This window comes from Clavibacter davisi (assembly GCF_052751415.1).
The window spans coordinates 1,112,589-1,130,950 of the sequence record NZ_CP199882.1; the positions used below are offsets into that span (position 1 = coordinate 1,112,589).

Annotated in this window: 15 protein-coding genes; 9 read left to right on the forward strand and 6 right to left on the reverse strand. The window is 74.7% G+C overall.

The genetic code is table 11. The features are described from left to right. Nucleotides 1–32: 32 nt before the first annotated feature. The 5 genes from ACU4ZT_RS05320 to ACU4ZT_RS05340 are packed head-to-tail and all read right to left on the reverse strand — an operon-like array spanning nt 33 to nt 5,587. On the reverse strand, nt 33–1,340 hold the full coding sequence (locus tag ACU4ZT_RS05320; protein ID WP_445338243.1) for a DUF58 domain-containing protein: 1,308 nt from the start codon (nt 1,338–1,340) through the stop codon (nt 33–35). A gap of 14 nt (nt 1,341–1,354) precedes the next feature. Further along, on the reverse strand, nt 1,355–2,308 hold the full coding sequence (locus ACU4ZT_RS05325) for an AAA family ATPase (RefSeq protein WP_063071318.1): 954 nt from the start codon (nt 2,306–2,308) through the stop codon (nt 1,355–1,357). Beyond that, nucleotides 2,305–3,651 carry a DUF4350 domain-containing protein gene (locus tag ACU4ZT_RS05330; RefSeq protein ID WP_445338245.1) on the reverse strand — a complete coding sequence of 449 codons (1,347 nt, stop codon included), beginning with the start codon at nt 3,649–3,651 and terminating at the stop codon, nt 2,305–2,307. The genes ACU4ZT_RS05325 and ACU4ZT_RS05330 overlap by 4 nt, the downstream gene beginning before the upstream one ends. Continuing rightward, entirely contained in the window at nt 3,648–4,352 is a 705-nt protein-coding gene (locus tag ACU4ZT_RS05335) for a DUF4129 domain-containing protein (RefSeq protein WP_270979163.1), read from the reverse strand. Before ACU4ZT_RS05335 ends, ACU4ZT_RS05330 begins: the two co-directional genes overlap by 4 nt. Then, nucleotides 4,349–5,587 (reverse strand): DUF7847 domain-containing protein, encoded by a 1,239-nt coding sequence (locus tag ACU4ZT_RS05340; protein ID WP_445338247.1) that lies wholly within the window; start codon nt 5,585–5,587, stop codon nt 4,349–4,351. The genes ACU4ZT_RS05335 and ACU4ZT_RS05340 overlap by 4 nt, the downstream gene beginning before the upstream one ends. A 122-nt stretch (nt 5,588–5,709) precedes the next feature. Here ACU4ZT_RS05340 and mtrA point away from each other — a divergent pair, with 122 nt between their 5' ends. The 6 genes from mtrA (at nt 5,710) to secA (ending at nt 14,449) form a co-directional block, all read left to right on the forward strand. Next, on the forward strand, nt 5,710–6,390 hold the full coding sequence (gene mtrA / locus ACU4ZT_RS05345; protein WP_063071321.1) for an MtrAB system response regulator MtrA: 681 nt from the start codon (nt 5,710–5,712) through the stop codon (nt 6,388–6,390). A gap of 4 nt (nt 6,391–6,394) precedes the next feature. Beyond that, nucleotides 6,395–8,017, forward strand: a complete 1,623-nt coding sequence (mtrB, locus tag ACU4ZT_RS05350; RefSeq protein ID WP_414748190.1) for an MtrAB system histidine kinase MtrB — start codon at nt 6,395–6,397, stop codon at nt 8,015–8,017. Further along, on the forward strand, nt 8,001–9,740 hold the full coding sequence (gene lpqB / locus ACU4ZT_RS05355) for a lipoprotein LpqB (protein ID WP_414748189.1): 1,740 nt from the start codon (nt 8,001–8,003) through the stop codon (nt 9,738–9,740). Before mtrB ends, lpqB begins: the two co-directional genes overlap by 17 nt. A 61-nt stretch (nt 9,741–9,801) precedes the next feature. Next, nucleotides 9,802–10,665, forward strand: a complete 864-nt coding sequence (locus tag ACU4ZT_RS05360; protein ID WP_445338250.1) for a ComF family protein — start codon at nt 9,802–9,804, stop codon at nt 10,663–10,665. Nucleotides 10,666–10,735: 70 nt separating this feature from the next. Next, the gene (gene hpf, locus ACU4ZT_RS05365; RefSeq protein WP_063071325.1) at nt 10,736–11,425 is read left to right on the forward strand and encodes a ribosome hibernation-promoting factor, HPF/YfiA family; all 690 of its coding nucleotides are present in this window, start codon (nt 10,736–10,738) and stop codon (nt 11,423–11,425) included. Between the two features lie 198 nt (nt 11,426–11,623). Next, entirely contained in the window at nt 11,624–14,449 is a 2,826-nt protein-coding gene (gene secA / locus ACU4ZT_RS05370; RefSeq protein ID WP_270979174.1) for a preprotein translocase subunit SecA, read from the forward strand. A gap of 170 nt (nt 14,450–14,619) precedes the next feature. Here the strand turns inward: secA and ACU4ZT_RS05375 are convergent, their stop codons facing one another. Then, the gene (locus ACU4ZT_RS05375; protein WP_254654501.1) at nt 14,620–15,000 is read right to left on the reverse strand and encodes an Rv3235 family protein; all 381 of its coding nucleotides are present in this window, start codon (nt 14,998–15,000) and stop codon (nt 14,620–14,622) included. 426 nt (nt 15,001–15,426) lie between these two features. Between ACU4ZT_RS05375 and ACU4ZT_RS05380 the strand changes: the two genes are divergently transcribed. The 3 genes from ACU4ZT_RS05380 to ACU4ZT_RS05390 are packed head-to-tail and all read left to right on the forward strand — an operon-like array spanning nt 15,427 to nt 18,361. After that, complete coding sequence (locus ACU4ZT_RS05380) at nt 15,427–16,035, forward strand: hypothetical protein (protein WP_063071328.1); 609 nt, start codon at nt 15,427–15,429, stop codon at nt 16,033–16,035. Nucleotides 16,036–16,091: 56 nt separating this feature from the next. Then, nucleotides 16,092–16,730, forward strand: coding sequence for an SAF domain-containing protein (locus tag ACU4ZT_RS05385; RefSeq protein ID WP_063071329.1), 639 nt, complete (start codon nt 16,092–16,094; stop codon nt 16,728–16,730). Between the two features lie 2 nt (nt 16,731–16,732). After that, entirely contained in the window at nt 16,733–18,361 is a 1,629-nt protein-coding gene (locus tag ACU4ZT_RS05390; protein ID WP_270979177.1) for a CpaE/TadZ family protein, read from the forward strand. Nucleotide 18,362 lies beyond the last annotated feature (1 nt).

Consider the following 18,362-nt stretch of genomic DNA (forward strand, 5'->3'; position numbering starts at 1 on the left):
CCCGGAGCCGCCGGCCGGGGAGACGCCCGCGCTCAGAGCCGCCCGGTGGCCTTCAACCGGATGTACCGGTCGGCGAGCGCGGGCGGCAGGTCCGCGGGCGCGCCCGTGACGACGTCGGCGCCGAGCCGGCGGACGGCCGCCTCGACGCGCGCCACGTCGAGCAGCGCCCGCTCGGCGGCGGCGGCCCGGTAGACGGCGGCGCGGCCCGAGCGGTCGGCGGCGCGCTCGGCGAGCCCCGGATCCACGACCGCCGCGACCAGCACGTGGTGCGTCCGGGTGAGCTGCGGCAGCGCCTGGAGGAGCGCGCGCGAGCTGCCGGGGGAGTCGATGGCGGTGAGGAGCACCACGAGCGACCGCTGCGACACGATGCGGCGCACGAGCCCGGGCACGGCCGTCCAGTCGGTCTCGAGCAGCTCCGGATCGACGGGCGCGAGCGCGTCGACCATCCGCGAGACCACGTCGCCGCCGGCTCCCGCCCGGACCCGCGCGCGGACGCGGCGGTCGTGCGCCACGAGGTCCACCCGGTCGCCGGAGCGCGTGGCGAGGGCCGCGAGCAGCAGGGACGCCTCGAAGGCCGTGTCGAGGCGCGTCTCGTCGAGGATCCGGCCGGCGGCCGTGCGTCCCGTGTCGAGCACGAGCACCACCCGGCGGTCGCGCTCGGGCCGCCAGGTGCGCACGACCACGTCCTGTCGGCGCGCGGTCGCGCGCCAGTCGATGGAGCGCACGTCGTCGCCGCGCACGTAGTCGCGCAGGCTGTCGAACTCGGTGCCCTGCCCGCGGACCATGAGCGCCGTGCGGCCGTCGAGCTCGCGCATGCGCGCGAGGCGGGACGGCAGGTGGCGGCGGGAGCGGAACGGCGGGAGGACGCGGACGGCGCCGGGGGAGAGCAGCGTCGCCTGGCGCGCGGCGAGGCCGAGCGGGCCGGCGGAGCGGATCGTGACGCGCTCGGTGCGGCGCTCGCCGCGGCGCGTGGGCGTGAGCGACAGGCGGATCGCGCGGCGCTCGCCCGCGGGGATCCGCACGCGGTCGCGCGTGGAGGACGCGCCGGCGGACGGCTGCCACGCGTCGCGCACGACGGCCCTGAGGGTCCGGGATCCCCGGTTCGTGACGAGCAGCGTGCTCTCGCCGGTCTCGTCGAGCCGGATCCGCGCGGGCAGGCTCCGCTCGAGCGCCACGGCCCGGGGGCTGCCGGCCAGCGCGAGGTCGAGCGCCACGAGCAGGGCGACGAGGGCGATCCAGCCGGCGAGGACCGCGTACGCCGCGTCCGGCCCGTCGCCGAGCAGGACGACGGGCACGAGCCCCACGAGGAGCAGCGCGACGGTGCGGCCGGTGAGGGCCATCTAGCGGCGCGCCACTAGATCGGCACCTGCACCTGCGACAGCACGCTGCGCAGCACGGCGTCGACGGAGACGCCCTCGAGCTCGGCCTCCGGCCGCAGCGCGATGCGGTGGCGGAGCACCGGCAGCACCATCTCCTGCACGTGGTCGGGCGTCACGGCCTCGAAGCCGCTGAGCCAGGCCCACGCGCGGCTCGCGGCCAGCAGGCTCGTGGATCCGCGCGGCGAGACCCCGAGCTGCACCGACGGCGAGCGGCGGGTGGCGCGCGCGAGGTCGACCATGTACGCGAGCACGTCCGGCCCCACCCGCACCTCGCGGACGGCGGCCTGCGCGCGGCGGAGACCGTCGGCGTCGAGCACGGGCGCGACGCCCGCGGCGCGGAGGTCGCGCGGGTCGAAGCCCTGGGAGTGCCGGCGGAGCACCTCGACCTCGGTGTCGCGCTCCGGCAGGTCGAGCACCAGCTTCAGGAGGAAGCGGTCGAGCTGCGCCTCGGGCAGCGTGTAGGTGCCCTCGTACTCGACCGGGTTCTGCGTCGCCGCGACGAGGAAGGGATCCGGCAGCGCGTGGCTCTCGCCGTCGACCGTGACCTGCCGCTCCTCCATCGCCTCGAGCAGCGCGGACTGCGTCTTCGGCGGCGTCCGGTTGATCTCGTCGGCCAGCAGGATGCTCGTGAAGACGGGCCCGCGGCGGAACGAGAACGCGCCCTCGCGGGAGTCGTAGACGAGCGACCCGGTGATGTCGCCGGGCATGAGGTCGGGCGTGAACTGCACGCGCGCGGTGTCGAGCCGGAGGGCGTGGCTCAGCGAGCGGACGAGCAGCGTCTTCGCGACGCCGGGGACGCCCTCCAGGAGGACGTGGCCGCGTGCGAGGAGGGCGATGATCATGCCGGTCACGGCGCCGTCCTGTCCGACGACGGCCTTGCCGACCTCGGTCCGGACGGCGAGCAGGCTGGTGCGGAGGTCGTCGGTCATGGGTCCATTCTCCTGGGCGGGGCGGGCGGGTCGGCGGGGTCGGCGGAGCGGTCGGTCGCGGGTGGTGCGTCGCCGTCCGGCGCGGCCGCCGCGGCGACCCGGCGCTCCAGCGCGGCGAGCCGGCCCGCGAGGTCGACCAGGTCGCGGTCGCCGCGCGGCTGGTCGTCGAGGAGCAGGGCGCGGATCCGGGCCGGGTCCTCGCGGAGGGCAGCGGCGGATGCGGCGACCACGTCGTCCACGGGGGCGAGCCGGCCGAGCGCGAGGGCGGAGGCGATGCGGTCGACCGTGCCGACCCGGAGGGCGTCGAGGGCGTGGCCGCGCGCGTCCGCCCGCTGGTACAGGCGCGCCCGGCCCTCGGCGGTCTCGTCGGCGCGGACGACGACGGGGAGCCGCTCGACCACGAGCGGCCCGAAGCGGCGGCCGCGCCACAGGGCCGCGGCGATCGCCGCGAGGGCCGCGAGCGCGATGGCGGGCGTGACCCAGCCGGGCGTCAGCTCTCCGAGGGTGGGCGCGGCGTCGGCGGCGGCGTCGTCCGGCGACGGCGTGTACCAGACGAGCCGCGGGCGCTGGCCGAGCACGCCGAGCGCCAGGGCGGCGGATCCGCGCTCCACGATGCGCTCGTTGGTGAGCACCGGGGCGGCGCCGAGCACCGTCACGGTGCCGCCGTCGTCGCGCGTCGACGGGACCTCGACGAGCGCCCACGCCGCACCGGTGTCGTCGGGGAAGCAGGTCGTGACGCCCTCGGCCGCCTGGCCGATCACGCGGAAGACGGGCGCGTCGGCGGGGAGCGATCCGGCCGCCTCGGCCGCCGGCAGCGCGCACGCCGCGTCGAGGGATCCGCTCGCCGACTCCGCCTCGCCGCCGGCCGCGACCGCGGGCGCGAGGGCCCTGAGCGTCCGGAAGTCCGGGGCGATCAGCACGGTGCGCGTCGTGAGGCCGGCCACCTCGGACAGCCGCGCGTCGTCCAGCCGGTCGGAGGTGGGCCCGAGCACGAGGGTCGTGTCGGCGCCGTCGCCCACGGCCGCGCGGGCCGCCGCGAGCGTGCCCACGACCTCGACGTCCACGCCCTCGGCGGCGAGCACCCGGGCGAGCGCCTGCGTGCCGTCGGGTGCGGCGCTGTCGGGCGCGAGCGGCTCCGTCTGGCGCGCCGCCCCGCCGAGCGCGAGGGAGACCAGGGCGACCGCGAGCGCGACGAGCGCCAGGGCGATCCAGCGGGCCGCCCGGCGGAGCGCGTGCCCGGCCGTGCGCGTCTCGGCGGTCGCGGGGCCGGCGTCCCGCGCGTCGCCCGTCGTCTCGGATGCGCCTCGCCCGGATGCGGGTCGCGCGGGGGCCGGGGCGCTCACGCGGTGCCCGTCCCGACCGGCTCGCGGCGCACAGGGACGGCGGTCCGGAGCTCGCGGTCGAGCACGGCCAACCGGTCGAGCGACGCCTCCGTGCCGGGCCGGTCGAGGTAGCGGACGGCGTCGAAGTCCGCGGCGGCCGCGAGGAGGCGATCCGCGTGGGCGGGGTGGGCGGCGCCGGCGCGGCGGGCGAACCCGCGGGCCGTGGTGCCGGGATCCACCTCGACGATCGTGCGCTCGGCCTGCTCGCGCGCGATCGCCCGGAACAGGTCGGACACCGCGGCCGCGAGGTCCCCGGCGCGCCGGGCGGCGTCGGCGGAGCGGCGGAGCTCCTCGGCGGAGCGCCGGTCGTCGATCCCGAACAGGGCGTCGCGGTCGGCGGCCGCACGCCGGCGGTCCCGCCGGGGCGCGCCGAACACCAGGAACGCGACCACGACGACCACGACCGCCAGGAGCGCGATGAGGACCGGCACGACGCCGCCGAGCCCGTCGCCCGCCCCGGAGAACAGCCGCGCGATCCACTCGCCCACGGCCTGCGCCGCGAGGTCGAGCGCGGTAGGACGGGCCGCCTGGTACTCGGGGCGCGACAGCTCGTCGCCGACCAGGCGGCGGGCCTCGTCGGCGTCGGGGTCGAGCGGCACGGCCGCGGCGAGCATCCCGGGGGCGGCGGAGACCGCCGCCGCCAGCGCCGCCCCGATCGTCACGCGCGGCCCGCGGGGCGGACGGCGTACGGGTCCCGGGCGTCGGGTCCGGTGGCCGACGCGGATCCGGCGGCGCGCTCCTCGGCGAAGCGCGCGAGCTCCAGGTCGAGCCCCTCGCGGCGCATGCGGAGGTCGATGTAGACGATGGCCGCGTTCGAGGAGGTGACCACGCCGCCGACGCTGGCGACGACGAGGCTCACCACGAACACCACCACCTGCGACCCGATGTAGAAGGCCAACGAGGCGTCGAACGTCTGGAAGTCGAGCCGGCCGTTGGGGAAGAGCAGGGTCTGCAGGATGGAGGTGAGGAGCGTCAGCGGCACCGTGACCACGTTCGTCGCCACCTGGACGATGGCCGCGGTGAGCAGCAGGATCCCGAGCACGCGCCAGAACGAGCCCGTCGAGAGCGTCCACGACCGGCGCGCGGCGGCGAACGGTGGCAGCTCCTCGATGACGATGGCGCTCGGCACGAACGCCAGCCGCGTCGACACCCACGCCGCGACGACCACGAGCCCGAGCACGCCCAGCACGCCCACGAGGATCCCGAACGCGATCCCCGCTCCGCCCGCGAGCACGAGCAGGGCCACGATGCCGGCGAGGACGCCGAGCACGAGGGTCCACGCGGCGCTGATGACGACGCTCCAGAGCGCGAGGGGGCGGAGCCGGGGGAGCGTCATCCGCCAGAGGGCCCGCATCCGCAGGCGCTCGCCGAGCGTGCCGCGGGCGACCTCGTTCGCGATGACGCCCTGCAGGAACGCCGTGGCCACGAGGGAGAGCACGACCGTCACGAGCGCGGCGACCACGACGGCCGCGACGCCGCCCGCGATGAGCGGCCCGCGGTCGTCCTCGCGCGCCGAGAACACGCGCGTGACGACGAACCCGGTGACGCCGCCCACGAGAACGAGGGACACGAGGCTCGCGACGCCCTGGACGAGGAGCGCCGTGCCCACGGTGGCCGCCGGGTTGCGGCGCAGCGTCGCGAACGAGACGGCGAGGATCGCGCCGAGGCCGAGGGGGCGCAGGGGGAGGAGGCCGGGCTTCGGCGGCGGGGTCCAGCCGCCGGGCGGCGCCGTCCATCCGGCGGGCGCGGCGCTCCAGCCCGCGGGGGCGGACGGGGGGAGGGGAGGCGCCGTCGGCGGCGGCGGGGTCGTCCCGTCCGTCCGTGCGTCGCTCCCCGGCACCCGGTCCGGTCCGGACGGCGCGGCGCCGGGCGCCTGCCAGCTCTGGTCGTCGCTCACGGGGGTCAGCCTCCCACACACGGCCCGCCGCCGTCGGGCCGCCGCGCGCAGGCTGGGCGCCGCCCGCGCCCCGGGATCCACCGACTACCCTGGGGGTTCCGAGGACAGGGAACACAGGTCAGATGACAGCACGGATCCTGGTGGTCGACGACGACACCGCGCTCGCCGAGATGATCGGCATCGTCCTGCGCACCGAGGGCTTCGAGCCCTCCTTCTGCGGCGACGGCGGCCAGGCGCTCGCCGCCTTCCACGAGGGCAGGCCGGACCTCGTGCTCCTCGACCTCATGCTCCCGGGCCTCGACGGCATCCAGGTGTGCGACCTCATCCGCGCCGAGTCGGGCGTCCCCATCATCATGCTCACCGCGAAGTCCGACACGGCCGACGTCGTCAAGGGCCTCGAGTCCGGCGCCGACGACTACATCGTCAAGCCCTTCAACCCGAAGGAGCTCGTGGCGCGGATCCGCACGCGCCTGCGTCCCGCGGCCGCCGCATCGCCCGGCCTCCTCCAGGTCGGCGACCTGGTGGTCGACGTCGAGGGCCACGAGGTGCGCCGCGGCGAGGAGCGGATCAACCTCACGCCGCTCGAGTTCGACCTCCTGCACGCGCTCGCGAGCCGGCCGCAGCAGGTGTTCACGCGCGAGATGCTCCTCGAGCAGGTGTGGGGCTACCAGTACAAGGCCGACACGCGCCTCGTCAACGTGCACGTGCAGCGCCTGCGCGCGAAGGTCGAGGACGACCCGGACAACCCGCGCATCGTCATGACCGTGCGCGGCGTCGGCTACCGCGCGGGGGCAGCGGCCTAGCCCCATGCGCCCCCTGCCCGCGTGGCTCGTCGACTGGCGGTCCTGGCCGCGCCGCCTCGTCCGGATCTGGTCGACCTCCCTCCAGTTCCGCACCGTCCTGCTCACGGTCGCGCTCTCCGGCGGCACCGTGCTCCTCATCGGCGTGCTCATGAGCCAGAGCATCTCGAGCGACCTCTTCCGCCAGCGCCTCGACACGGTCCTCGCGCAGTCCAACAGCGCCACGAGCCGGATGCAGGAGCAGTTCACGTCCTCCGACGCGTCCGACCAGACCGAGCTCGAGCAGCTGCGCACGCAGGTGTTCGACGAGCTCCGCGGCAGCGCCATCAACCTCTCCGACTTCGCGTTCCGGCGGACGCCCGGCACGGAGGCGCGGAACGTCCTGCAGAACGCGTCCACGGCGGACTACGTCGACAGCCTCCTGAGCGCGGACCTGCGGCGGGCCGTCGGCGCCGGCTCGGGGACGCAGCAGTGGCAGTCGGTCGCGATCCCCGTGGGCGACACGGGGCAGACGAGCCCCGGCATCGTCGTGGGCTCGAGCATCGACATCCCGTCGGCCGGCCGGTACGAGCTCTACCTGGTGTACGACCTCGGCGACATCCAGAAGACCCTCGACTTCGTCGCCGGCACGATCCTCGTGGCCTTCCTCGTCCTCGTCCTGCTCATCGGCGCCATCGCGTGGGTCGTCGTGCGGCTCGTGGTCGCGCCCATCCGGGTCGCGGCCGACACCAGCCAGAAGCTCGCGGCCGGCCAGCTCGAGGAGCGCCTGCCCGTCACGGGCGACGACGTGATCGCGACGCTCGCGCGCTCCTTCAACGGGATGGCCGACTCGCTGCAGTCGCAGATCACGCAGCTCGCCGACCTCTCGCAGCTGCAGCAGCGGTTCGTGTCCGACGTGTCGCACGAGCTGCGCACGCCGCTCACCACGATCCGGCTCGCGGGCGGCGTGCTCTACGACCTGCGGGAGGACTTCAGCCCGCCGGCGGCGCGCAGCGCCGAGCTGCTGCACACGCAGGTCGACCGGTTCGAGACGCTCCTCGCCGACCTGCTGGAGATCAGCCGGTTCGACGCCGGCGCGGTCGACCTGGTCACGGAGCCCACCAACCTCGTGCGGCTCGTCGAGGACTCCATCGAGGAGTTCGAGGGGCTCGCCGCGCAGAAGGGCTCGGAGCTCCGGCTCGTCGCGCCGGGCGGCTACTTCGACGCGGAGATGGACGCCCGCCGGGTGCGCCGCATCGTCACCAACCTCCTCGGCAACGCGCTCGACCACGGGGAGGGCCGACCCATCGTCCTCACCGTCGACAGCGGCCGCGACGCCGTGGCCCTCGCCGTGCGCGACTACGGCGTGGGCATGACGCACGAGGAGATGGGGCACGTGTTCGACCGGTTCTGGCGCGCGGATCCGTCGCGCCAGCGCAGCACCGGCGGCACCGGCCTCGGCCTCGCGATCTCGCTGGAGGACACGAACCTGCACCACGGCTGGCTGCAGCTGTGGTCGCGGCCGGGCGAGGGATCCTGCTTCCGGCTGACCCTGCCGCGCCAGCCCGGCGTCCCGTTCGACCGCTCGCCCGTCGCGCTGCCGCCCGACGACCCCGCCCACGAGGAGGACGCCCGTGTCCCCGGCCCCTGACCCCCGCCCCGCCCGCCGACGCCCCGCCCGCCGTCGCCGCGCGGCGCGCTCCGCCGCCGTCGCGCTCGCGACGGCCTGCGCCCTGCTGCTCGCGGGCTGCGTCTCCATCCCCTCGGGCGGCCCCGTCTCCGAGGGCGATCCGGCCGCCGTCGCCGACGAGGCCGGCGTCAGCTACCAGCCCGACGGCCCGCAGGCCGGCGACTCCCCGGACGACGTCATCGCGGGCTTCGTCGACGCGGCCACCAGCTCCGCCGACCAGTACGGCACGGCCCGCGAGTTCCTCTCCGCGGACTTCGCCTCGCGATGGGACCCGTTCGCGAGCGTCGTCGTGTGGGAGGGCCAGGCCGCGACGACCGAGGAGGTCGACGGGACCTACAGCTACTCCGTCACGACCATCGCCACGGTCGACGGACAGGGCCACTACCGCGAGGTCGGCAGCGACCAGGAGACGCGCCTGTCGTTCCGCCTCGTGCAGGAGCGCGGCGAGTGGCGCATCGCCGACGCGCCCGACGGCATCGCGCTGCGCTCGACGTACTTCCGCGAGATCTTCAGCGCGCACGCGCTCTACTTCTTCGACCCGACCTTCTCGTTCCTCGTGCCCGACCTCCGCTTCTTCGTCACGCGGGCGTCGCAGAGCGTGAGCACGCGGATCGTCAAGTCGCTCCTGCAGGGCCCGTCGCCCTGGCTGTCGCAGCCGGCCGTCGTGACGGCCTTCCCCGAGGGCACGCGGCTCGCGTCGTCCGCGGTGACGACGTCGGGCGGCACCCCGCAGGTCGACCTCTCGACCGAGGCGCGCGCGGCCGACGCCGTCACCCAGCAGCGCATGAAGCTCCAGCTCCGACAGAGCCTGTCGGAGATCCCCTCGGTGCTCGACGTGCAGGTCCTGGTGGACGGCACGCCGCTGACCGTGCCGGACCTGGGCGGTCGCGGACCGGTGAAGGACCCGCAGGCGGAGTCCCGCCCGCTCGTGCTCGCCAAGGGCGCGTTCGGCTACCTGGGCGGGGGAGAGGTGGCGCCGCTCGGCACGCTCGGCACGCGGGTCGCCGCCCTCGGCGCGGACGCCGCGACGCTCAGCGCGGACGGGAAGCAGGCCGCGGTGCGCAACGGATCCGGCGTGTGGTCGGTGGGCGACGGCGAGCGCGACGCCGTCCTCGTCGACACCCGCCCGGGCCTCGTGGCCCCGTCGCTCGACGCGCAGGGCTACGTGTGGTCGATCCCCGCGTCGGATCCCCGCGGCCTCGTCGCCTGGGGGCCGGACGGCGTCGGCCATCCCGTCGCCGTGAGCTGGACCGGCACGGGCCGCGTCGTCTCCCTCGACGTCGCCCGCGACGGCGCCCGGGTGCTAGTGCAGCTGGAGACGGGCGCCGGTCCCCAGCTGCTCGTGGCGTCCATCATCCGGGACGGCGGCGTGCCCACCTCCCTCACGGCCACGCCGCTCGAGCTCGCGTCGGCCCCCGGCACGCCGCTCGACGCGACCTGGGTGGACGAGCTGGAGGTCGCCACGCTCACCCAGGCGCCGAACGGCGACCGCCAGGTGGAGGTGCACGAGGTGGGCGGGAGGTCCCGCGACATGGGGACCGCCGCCGAGGGCGTGGGCATCGCCGGCGCGAACGACGAGAGCGGCCTCCGGGTCCTCACCTCCGCGGGCGCGCTGCTCACGCCGCGCGGCAGCACCTGGCAGCAGACCGCGACCGGCGTCTCCTTCATCGCCACCAAGCGCTGACGCCGTCCACGGATCCTCCCGGCCGCCCCCGCCCGTGCGGCGCCCGGGCGATCCTCGCGTCGTGGCCTCCGACCTCCCGTCCCCGCTCCGCTCCGCCCTGCTCGACGCGCTCGCCGTCGTCGCGCCCGTCTCCTGCGCCGGATGCGGGGCCCCCGACCGCGCGGTCTGCCCGGCCTGCGCGCACGCGCTCGTCGCCGAGCCGCGCATCCGCCGCCTCGAGCTGCCGGCGTGCCCGGGGCCCGGAGGCCGCGTGCCCGCCGCGCGGATCCCCGTCGGCTGCGGCGCCGCGTACGCGCCGCCCTGGCCCGCCCTCCTGTCGGCGTTCAAGGAGGCGGGCCGCACGGACGCGGCACGGGCGATGGCCCCGGTGCTCGTCCGCGCGCTCGCGGCGGCAGCGGACTCCGCCCTCCCCGCCGACGACGAGGATGGCGTCACCCGCCCGACGGGGTCCGGGTCCCTCGCGGTGCTGCCCGTGCCCTCGCCGGCCGCCTCCATCCGCCGTCGCGGCTACGCGCCCGTCGAGGTCCTCCTCGCGCGCGCCGGCGTCCGCGCGCTCCGCCTCGGGGCGCGGCGCCTCCCGCCGCTCCGCTTCACGCGCCGCCCGGCCGACCAGGCGGGCCTCGGCGTCGCCGCCCGCGAGGCGAACCTACGGGGGAGCCTGGTCGCCCGGGCCGACCTCCGCGGGCGGCGGATCCTCGTCGTCGACGACGTCCTGACCACGGGCGCGACCCTCCGCGAGGCGTGCCGCGCGGTCCGCGGCGCGGGCGGCGAGGTGGTCGCCTGCGCGGTCCTGACGGCGGTGCCGGAGCGGGGTCGCGGCGGGACCCGTCGTCCGGCGACACCCGATGGCCGCTCCCTGTGCACTTCCGATGCGCCCGCGGTCCACCCGCCGGATGCCGCGCGCCGCGAGGGATCCGAGGTCTAGGCTCGCCCGAAAGGCGTGAAAGTGATCGCCCTCTTCCAGCGGGCGACGCGTCATGATCTGGAGGTACGTCATGGACATCAACATCACCGGCCGCAACGCGGAGATCACCGACCGGTTCCGCGTGTACGCCACCGAGAAGGCCGACAAGGTCGTCCAGCTCGCCGAGAAGTCCATCTCGCTCGACATCAAGGTCTCCCGCCACAGCGAGAAGTCCGGCGGATCCGCGGGAGACGACCGCGTGGAGATCACGCTCGTCGGTCCCGGCCCCGTCATCCGCGCCGAGAGCAGCGCCGCCGACAAGTTCGCGGCCTTCGACCTCGCCCTCGGGCGCATGCTCGAGCGCCTGCGCCGCGCGAAGGACAAGAAGAAGATCCACCGCGGCAACCACCGTCCCGTCTCGCTCCAGGAGGCGGCCACCGAGGGCTTCGCGCAGATCGACCTCGACCCCGCCGACGTCGAGCTCATCGAGCGGGTGAACGGGAAGAGCGTCGCCCCGGCTGACCAGCCGGCCGTCGAGGACGACTACTGCCCGGTCGTCATCCGCACCAAGGTCTTCCCCTCGCAGTCGATGACCGTCGACGAGGCCCTCGAGCACATGGAGCTCGTCGGCCACGACTTCTTCCTCTTCATCGACGCCGAGACCGACCGCCCGAGCGTCGTCTACCGCCGCAAGGGCTGGGACTACGGCGTCATCGGCCTGGCCGACGGCGAGCAGGAGCTCGCGGGCGCCGGTGCCGGCTCCCGGTCGCTGCGCCGCTGACTCGTTTCCGGTCCACGAGGCCCCGTGCGCTCCGGCGCGCGGGGCCTCCGTGCGTCCTCACCACCGGGGGTCAGGGCGCTCCCGGGAAGAGAGCCGGACGAGTCGGTACTATGGCGTTGCTCGTCGGCGGCGACATCCGCGCGCCGTCACGGCGGTCGTCGTCAACCGGCGCCCGCCCATCTACGCAGGGAGACACCGTTGGCCTCAGTACTCGAGAAGGTCCTTCGCGTCGGCGAGGGGCGCACGCTCCGCAAGCTGCAGAACTACGCCAAGGCGGTGAACCAGCTCGAGGAGGACTTCACGCACCTCAGCGACGAGGAGCTGAAGAACGAGACCGTCGAGCTGCGCGAGCGCCACGCCAACGGCGAGTCCCTCGACGACCTGCTCCCCGAGGCGTTCGCCGCCGTCCGCGAGGCGTCCCGCCGCACGCTCGGCCTCCGCCACTTCGACGTCCAGATCATGGGCGGCGCGGCCCTGCACCTCGGCAACATCGCCGAGATGAAGACGGGCGAGGGCAAGACCCTCGTCGCCACGCTCCCCGCGTACCTCAACGCCATCGCCTCGCGCGGCGTCCACGTCATCACGGTCAACGACTACCTCGCCAGCTACCAGAGCGAGCTCATGGGCCGCGTGTTCCGCGCCCTCGGCATGACCACCGGCGTCATCCTCGCGGGCCAGACCCCGCAGCAGCGTCGCGAGCAGTACGCGGCCGACATCACCTACGGCACGAACAACGAGTTCGGCTTCGACTACCTGCGCGACAACATGGCGTGGCAGGCGGCCGACATGGTCCAGCGCGGCCACTTCTTCGCGGTCGTCGACGAGGTCGACTCCATCCTCATCGACGAGGCCCGCACGCCGCTCATCATCTCGGGCCCCTCGGCCGGCGACGCGAACCGCTGGTTCACCGAGTTCGCCACCATCGCCAAGCGCCTCGTCCCCGAGGTCGACTACGAGGTCGACGAGAAGAAGCGCACCGTCGGCGTGCTCGAGGCCGGCATCGAGAAGGTCGAGGACCACCTCGGCATCGACAACCTCTACGAGTCGGCGAACACCCCCCTCATCTCCTTCCTCAACAACTCGATCAAGGCCAAGGCCCTCTTCAAGAAGGACAAGGACTACGTCGTCATGAACGGCGAGGTCCTCATCGTCGACGAGCACACCGGCCGCATCCTCATGGGCCGCCGCTACAACGAGGGCATCCACCAGGCCATCGAGGCCAAGGAGGGCGTCGCGGTCAAGGCGGAGAACCAGACCCTCGCCACCGTCACGCTGCAGAACTACTTCCGCCTCTACACGAAGCTCTCGGGCATGACGGGGACCGCCGAGACCGAGGCCGCCGAGTTCATGAGCACCTACAAGCTCGGCGTCGTCCCGATCCCCACGAACCGGCCCATGCAGCGCAAGGACCAGTCCGACCTCATCTACAAGAACGAGAAGGCGAAGTTCGAGCAGGTCGTCGAGGACATCGCCGAGCGCCATGCGGCCGGCCAGCCCGTCCTCGTCGGCACCACGAGCGTCGAGAAGAGCGAGTACCTCTCCAAGCTGCTAGCGAAGAAGGGCGTCCGGCACGAGGTCCTCAACGCGAAGAACCACGCGCGCGAGGCCGCCATCGTCGCGCAGGCCGGTCGCCTCGGCTCCGTCACGGTCGCCACCAACATGGCCGGCCGCGGCACCGACATCATGCTCGGCGGCAACGCCGAGTTCCTCGCGGTCGCGGCGATGAACTCCCGCGGACTCAGCCCCGTCGAGACGCCGGAGCAGTACGAGACCGAGTGGGACGACGTGTTCGCGGCGGTCAAGGCCGAGGTCGACGAGGAGGCGGAGAAGGTCATCGAGGCCGGCGGCCTCTACGTGCTCGGCACCGAGCGCCACGAGTCGCGCCGCATCGACAACCAGCTGCGCGGACGGTCCGGCCGTCAGGGCGACCCCGGCGAGAGCCGCTTCTACCTCTCGCTCACCGACGACCTCATGCGCCTGTTCAACAACGGCGCCGCCGCGAGCCTCATGGGGCGCGACAGCGTCCCGGACGACGTGGCCATCGAGTCCAAGGTCGTCAGCCGCGCCATCCGCAGCGCGCAGGGCCAGGTCGAGGCCCGCAACGCCGAGATCCGGAAGAACGTCCTCAAGTACGACGACGTCCTCAACCGCCAGCGCGAGGCCATCTACGGCGACCGTCGCCACATCCTCGAGGGAGACGATCTCCAGGAGCGCTCGCAGCGCTTCCTCGAGGCCGTCATCGACGACGTGCTCGACTCGCACATCGGCGAGGGCAACGGCGACGACTGGGACTTCGACGCCCTCTGGACCGAGCTGAAGACGCTCTTCCCCCTCTCCATCACCATCGACGAGGTGATCACCGAGGCCGGCAGCAAGGGCCGCGTCAACCGCGACTTCGTGCGCCGCGAGATCCTCTCGGACGCCAAGCTGGCGTACTCCAAGCGCGAGGAGCAGCTCGGCGAGGCGGCCATGCGTGAGCTGGAGCGCCGCGTCGTGCTGTCGGTGATCGACCGTCGCTGGCGCGAGCACCTCTACGAGATGGACTACCTCAAGGACGGCATCGGCCTGCGGGCGATGGCGCAGCGCGACCCGCTGGTCGAGTACCAGCGGGAGGGCTTCGCCCTCTTCCAGCAGATGATGGGCGCCATCCGCGAGGAGACCGTCGGCTTCCTCTTCAACCTCGAGGTCGAGGTGCAGGCTGCGGCCGACGCCGAGTCGGTCGGCCCCCGCATCCAGGCGAAGGGCCTCGCGGCGAACCAGGCCACGGCCGACAAGCTGCGCTACACGGCCCCCACCGACGATGGCGGCGTCGAGGTGCGCAACCAGCGCGGCCAGATCGAGAAGGCCGCCACGGCCAAGGCCCAGAAGGAGCAGGACGCGGAGGATGCCGTCCTCGTGGGCGAGGACGAGCCCGAGTCCCCGCAGGGTCCGCCCGCGCGCGGCGCCTTCGGACAGCCCACGGGTGGTGCATCCGCCGCTCCCCAGAACCGCGAGGAGCGTCGCAAGGCCGACCGCCGGAAGTAGGCGCCGGCGCCGGATCCGGCGCAGACGCACGAGAAGGGCGCCCCTCCGAGGAGGGGCGCCCTTCTTGGTGTTCGAGGCGGAGGTCTGTGACCGTCATCCGGACGACGGCCGTCTACGGCGGTGACGACCGTGCAGCGCTCGAGGAGCAGGAAGCCGGGGCGATACCCGGATCAGAGCACGTTGATCGCCGTGGCGCGCCAGCGGCGGTCGAGTCCTTCGAGGCGGATGGCGACGGCACGGGCGCGGGCGCGTCCGTGGACGACGATGACGGCCTCGATGACCCCGTCGCGGGGCGAGAACGAGGTGACGGTGCCGATGGTGAAGACCGGTCGCGTGACCGACTGCCCCTTGGTGCGACGGGCGCGTGCGCTGAGGACCACGCGCTTGAGCAGGTGCCGGTAGACGTCGTCGCTCACCCATCGCGCGATCTGGTCGAGCTCCCTGGCGCCGGCGAGGATCTCGATGACGCACCGCGTCAGGTTCTCCAGGAGCGGGCCGGACGGGGGGAGGTCCGAGCTGCTGCACGGCTGGCGTCCGAAGAAGTCGTCCACGTCGAACCGCTTGCGTGCGGTTCCGCGGACCGTCGCGGTAGGCGCGGGGGCGGCGGTGGAGCCGCCGGCGCGGTTCGATGCGGCATCGCCCTTCTCCGGGGGGATGGACGCCGAGGCGCGCTTCCGTGAACCGGTACGGCGCGGGGATGCGCTGTCGGCGCTCCCCGTGGCGGCACTGCGACGGTCGGGGAGGTCCTCCCGGGGCACTGCTTCACTCATGCGTCACTCCCATCCCGGTGCTCCCCCCCGATCGGGGGACCACGATGACTGGTCAACTGTGACATCGCGAGAGCCTGAGCGCATCTTCTGGAGGCAAGATGTGGACAACTGAGAGCGGATGTCAAGGAACGGACGCAAGGTGGCCCGGGTGTCCGAGCCCTCGTCGCTGTCCTCACCGCCCCTTCCCGTGCCCGGCGGAGCCGCATCGTGAGGTGGGACGCCCTCTTCGACGACCTCGAGGGGCAGTGGGAGACGGCGCAGCTGGCGGAGGAGCGGGACCGGCGCGCCGAGGAGGAGCGCGTGCGCATCGCGCGCACCGTCCTCCGCGACCGCCTGCGCGCGCTGACGGCCGTCACCGACCCCCGGCCGCTACGGGTCTCGCTGTCCGACGGGACGTGGATCGACCTGCGGGCCAAGGTCCTCGGGCGCGACTGGGTGTCGGGTGACCTGGTCGTGCCCGGGGAGTCCGGGTCCGGCCGGGAGCAGCGGGCGTGCATCCTGCCCCTCGTGTCGATCGACGCGCTCGCGCTCGACCGTGAGCAGGTGAGGGACAGCCTCGCGCCGACGTCCGCCCTCCCGCCGGAGCGCGGCATCGTCGACCGCATCGGCCTGCCGTTCGTGCTCCGGGACCTGTGCCGACGGCGTGCGCGGGTGGAGCTGCGTCTGCGCGAGACCGTCGTGGGCGGGACGCTCGATCGGGTCGCCCGCGACCACGTCGACGTCGCGGTGCACGATCCGGGGACGCCGCGGCGGGAGTCCGAGGTCGGGGGCTACCGGCTCGTCCCGCTGTCCGGCATCGTGCTCGTCCGCGTCTGACCGCGGGTGTGGACAACGTCCGACGCAGCCCGATCCCGTCCCCGACATTGACCCGCATGCCTCCCACACCCCGCTCCGCACGCCCTGCGCGCCGCCCCGTCTGGCTGGATCCCCGCTTCCTCATCGGCCTCGTCCTCGTGCTCGCCTCGACAGGCGGCGTCGTCGCGCTGCTCCGCTCCGCCGACGCCTCCGTCGTCGTCATGGCGGCGGGTGCGCCGCTCGAGGCGGGGCGCACCGTGCACGCCTCCGACCTCGTACCCGTGCGGGTCCGCCTCGACACGGCCTCCGGCCTCTACCTGGCCCCCGACGCCGCCGAGGGCATGGTCGTGACACGCTTCGTCGGGGCGGGCGAGCTGATCCCGCGGTCGTCCCTCTCCACCGCGGATGCCCGGACGAGCGCCTCCGTCGTGATCCCGACGGCGGCCGGAGTCGACCGTCTCGTGGTGCCCGGCACGGTCGTCGACGTCTGGGCGGCCGCGGCGAAGGGCTCCGGCACGTCGGCCCACGAGGCGCCCCGGGTCGTCGTCGCCGGGGCGACCGTCGCGCAGGTCATCAAGCCGCAGGGGTTCGTGGCGGACCAGGACCACACGCAGGTCCAGCTCACGGTGCCCCGGCAGGACGTGGCAGCGGTCATCGCGTCGACCGACGCCCGCGACGAGATCACGCTCGTGCCCGTGGGCGACGCGGGGGCCTGAGCGTGGCCTCGCTCATCCTCGCGCTGCCGCCCCGCGTGGAGGACGCTCTCCTCCGTGACGTGGTCGACGCGGGGCACACCGTGCTCGCGCGCGTCACGGGCTCGCAGGAGGTGGTCGCCGCGGTGCGAGCCGCGACCGCATCGCCGCTCCACCTCGTGATCGCGGCGGCGGCGTCGACGTTGGACCGGGTCGTGCTGGCCGAGCTCGACGCCCGAGGGGCCCGCGCCGTGGCCGTCGCCTCGAGCGAGACGGACAGGCGCAACGCGCGCGCCCTGGGGCACCACGAGGTGGTGGACGAGGGAGCGTCCTGGCGCGAGATCGAGGAGCTGCTGCTGACGGTGCGGCCCGCATCCTCGGGAGCCCGCGCGCCGTCGGCGGTGCGGCGTGACGACGCGATCGCGCCGCGTCTCGCGGGCGACGGGGCAGACACGGCACGACGCGGCGTCGAGTCGGACCGCGCACGCCTCCCCGTGGAGGCGGCGCGGTCGAGGCCGCGGGGCCGCCGGGGCGGGGCGCCTGCGGACGATGCGGCGGCGCCCGGACACGGGTCCCCGTCCCCGCGCGCGTCCCGCCCCGCCGGCGGAGGGGAGGCCCGGAGCGGCGGCCAGCGCGTCAGGCGGCGCGGGTTCCGGTTGATCCCTGCGCTTCGGCCCCGCGTCCCGGTGCCCATCCGACCGGCCGAGGCCGCCGACGAGGGAGGACGGGACGCGAGCGCTCCCGGCAGGGTGATCGCCGTGTGGGGCCCGCAGGGCGCTCCCGGCCGGACGGCCACCGCGCTCGCCATCACGGGCGAGATCGCCGCGGCGGGCCGCTCCGCGGTGCTGATCGACGCCGACGTCTACGGGGGGACGGTTGCCGCGACGCTCGGCCTGCTCGACGAGGCGCCGGGCTTCGCCGCCGCGTGCCGGCTCGCCGCCGCCGACAGCCTGACGGTGGGCGAGCTCGAGCGGGTCGCGCAGCACCATCCGTCGACGCGGGCGCCGGGCTTCGCGGTCCTCACTGGCATCTCGCGTCCCGACCGCTGGCCGGAGCTCGCCGAGGGCCGCGTGTCCGCCGTGCTCGAGGCGTGCCGCACCTGGCGCGACCACACGGTCGTCGACGCGTCCTTCAACCTCGAGGACGACGAGGAGATCTCGAGCGACATCTTCGCTCCGCGCCGGAACGCCGCGACGCACGCGGTGCTCCGGGGAGCCGACCACGTCGTCGCGGTCGTGTCCGCGGACGCCGTCGGCCTGTCGCGGTTCTTCCGCTCCTACGTGCAGCTCCTCGAGATCGTGGACCCGTCCCGCGTGTCCGTGCTGGTCAACCGCGTGCGGCCGAGCGCCGGGGGATGGGATGCCGCGGGGCAGGTGCGTCGCACGCTGTTCCGCTTCGGCAGCGTGGAGGCGGCCGCCTTCGTGCCGGAGGATCGCGAGTCCCTCGACGCGGCCGTGCTGGCAGGCGCCACCCTCCGCGATGTCGCTCCCCGCTCGCCGGCGCTCGTCGAGTGGTCGCGCTTCACCCGGGCGACCCTGTTGCCGCGCGAGGACGCCTCCCGCCGCATGAGACGCGACGCCCGTCCGCGGCGCGGGGCCCTCCGTCGGGGGGAGGCCGCCGCGGAGGAGGACGCCGCCCGCCCGCCTAGGCTGTAGC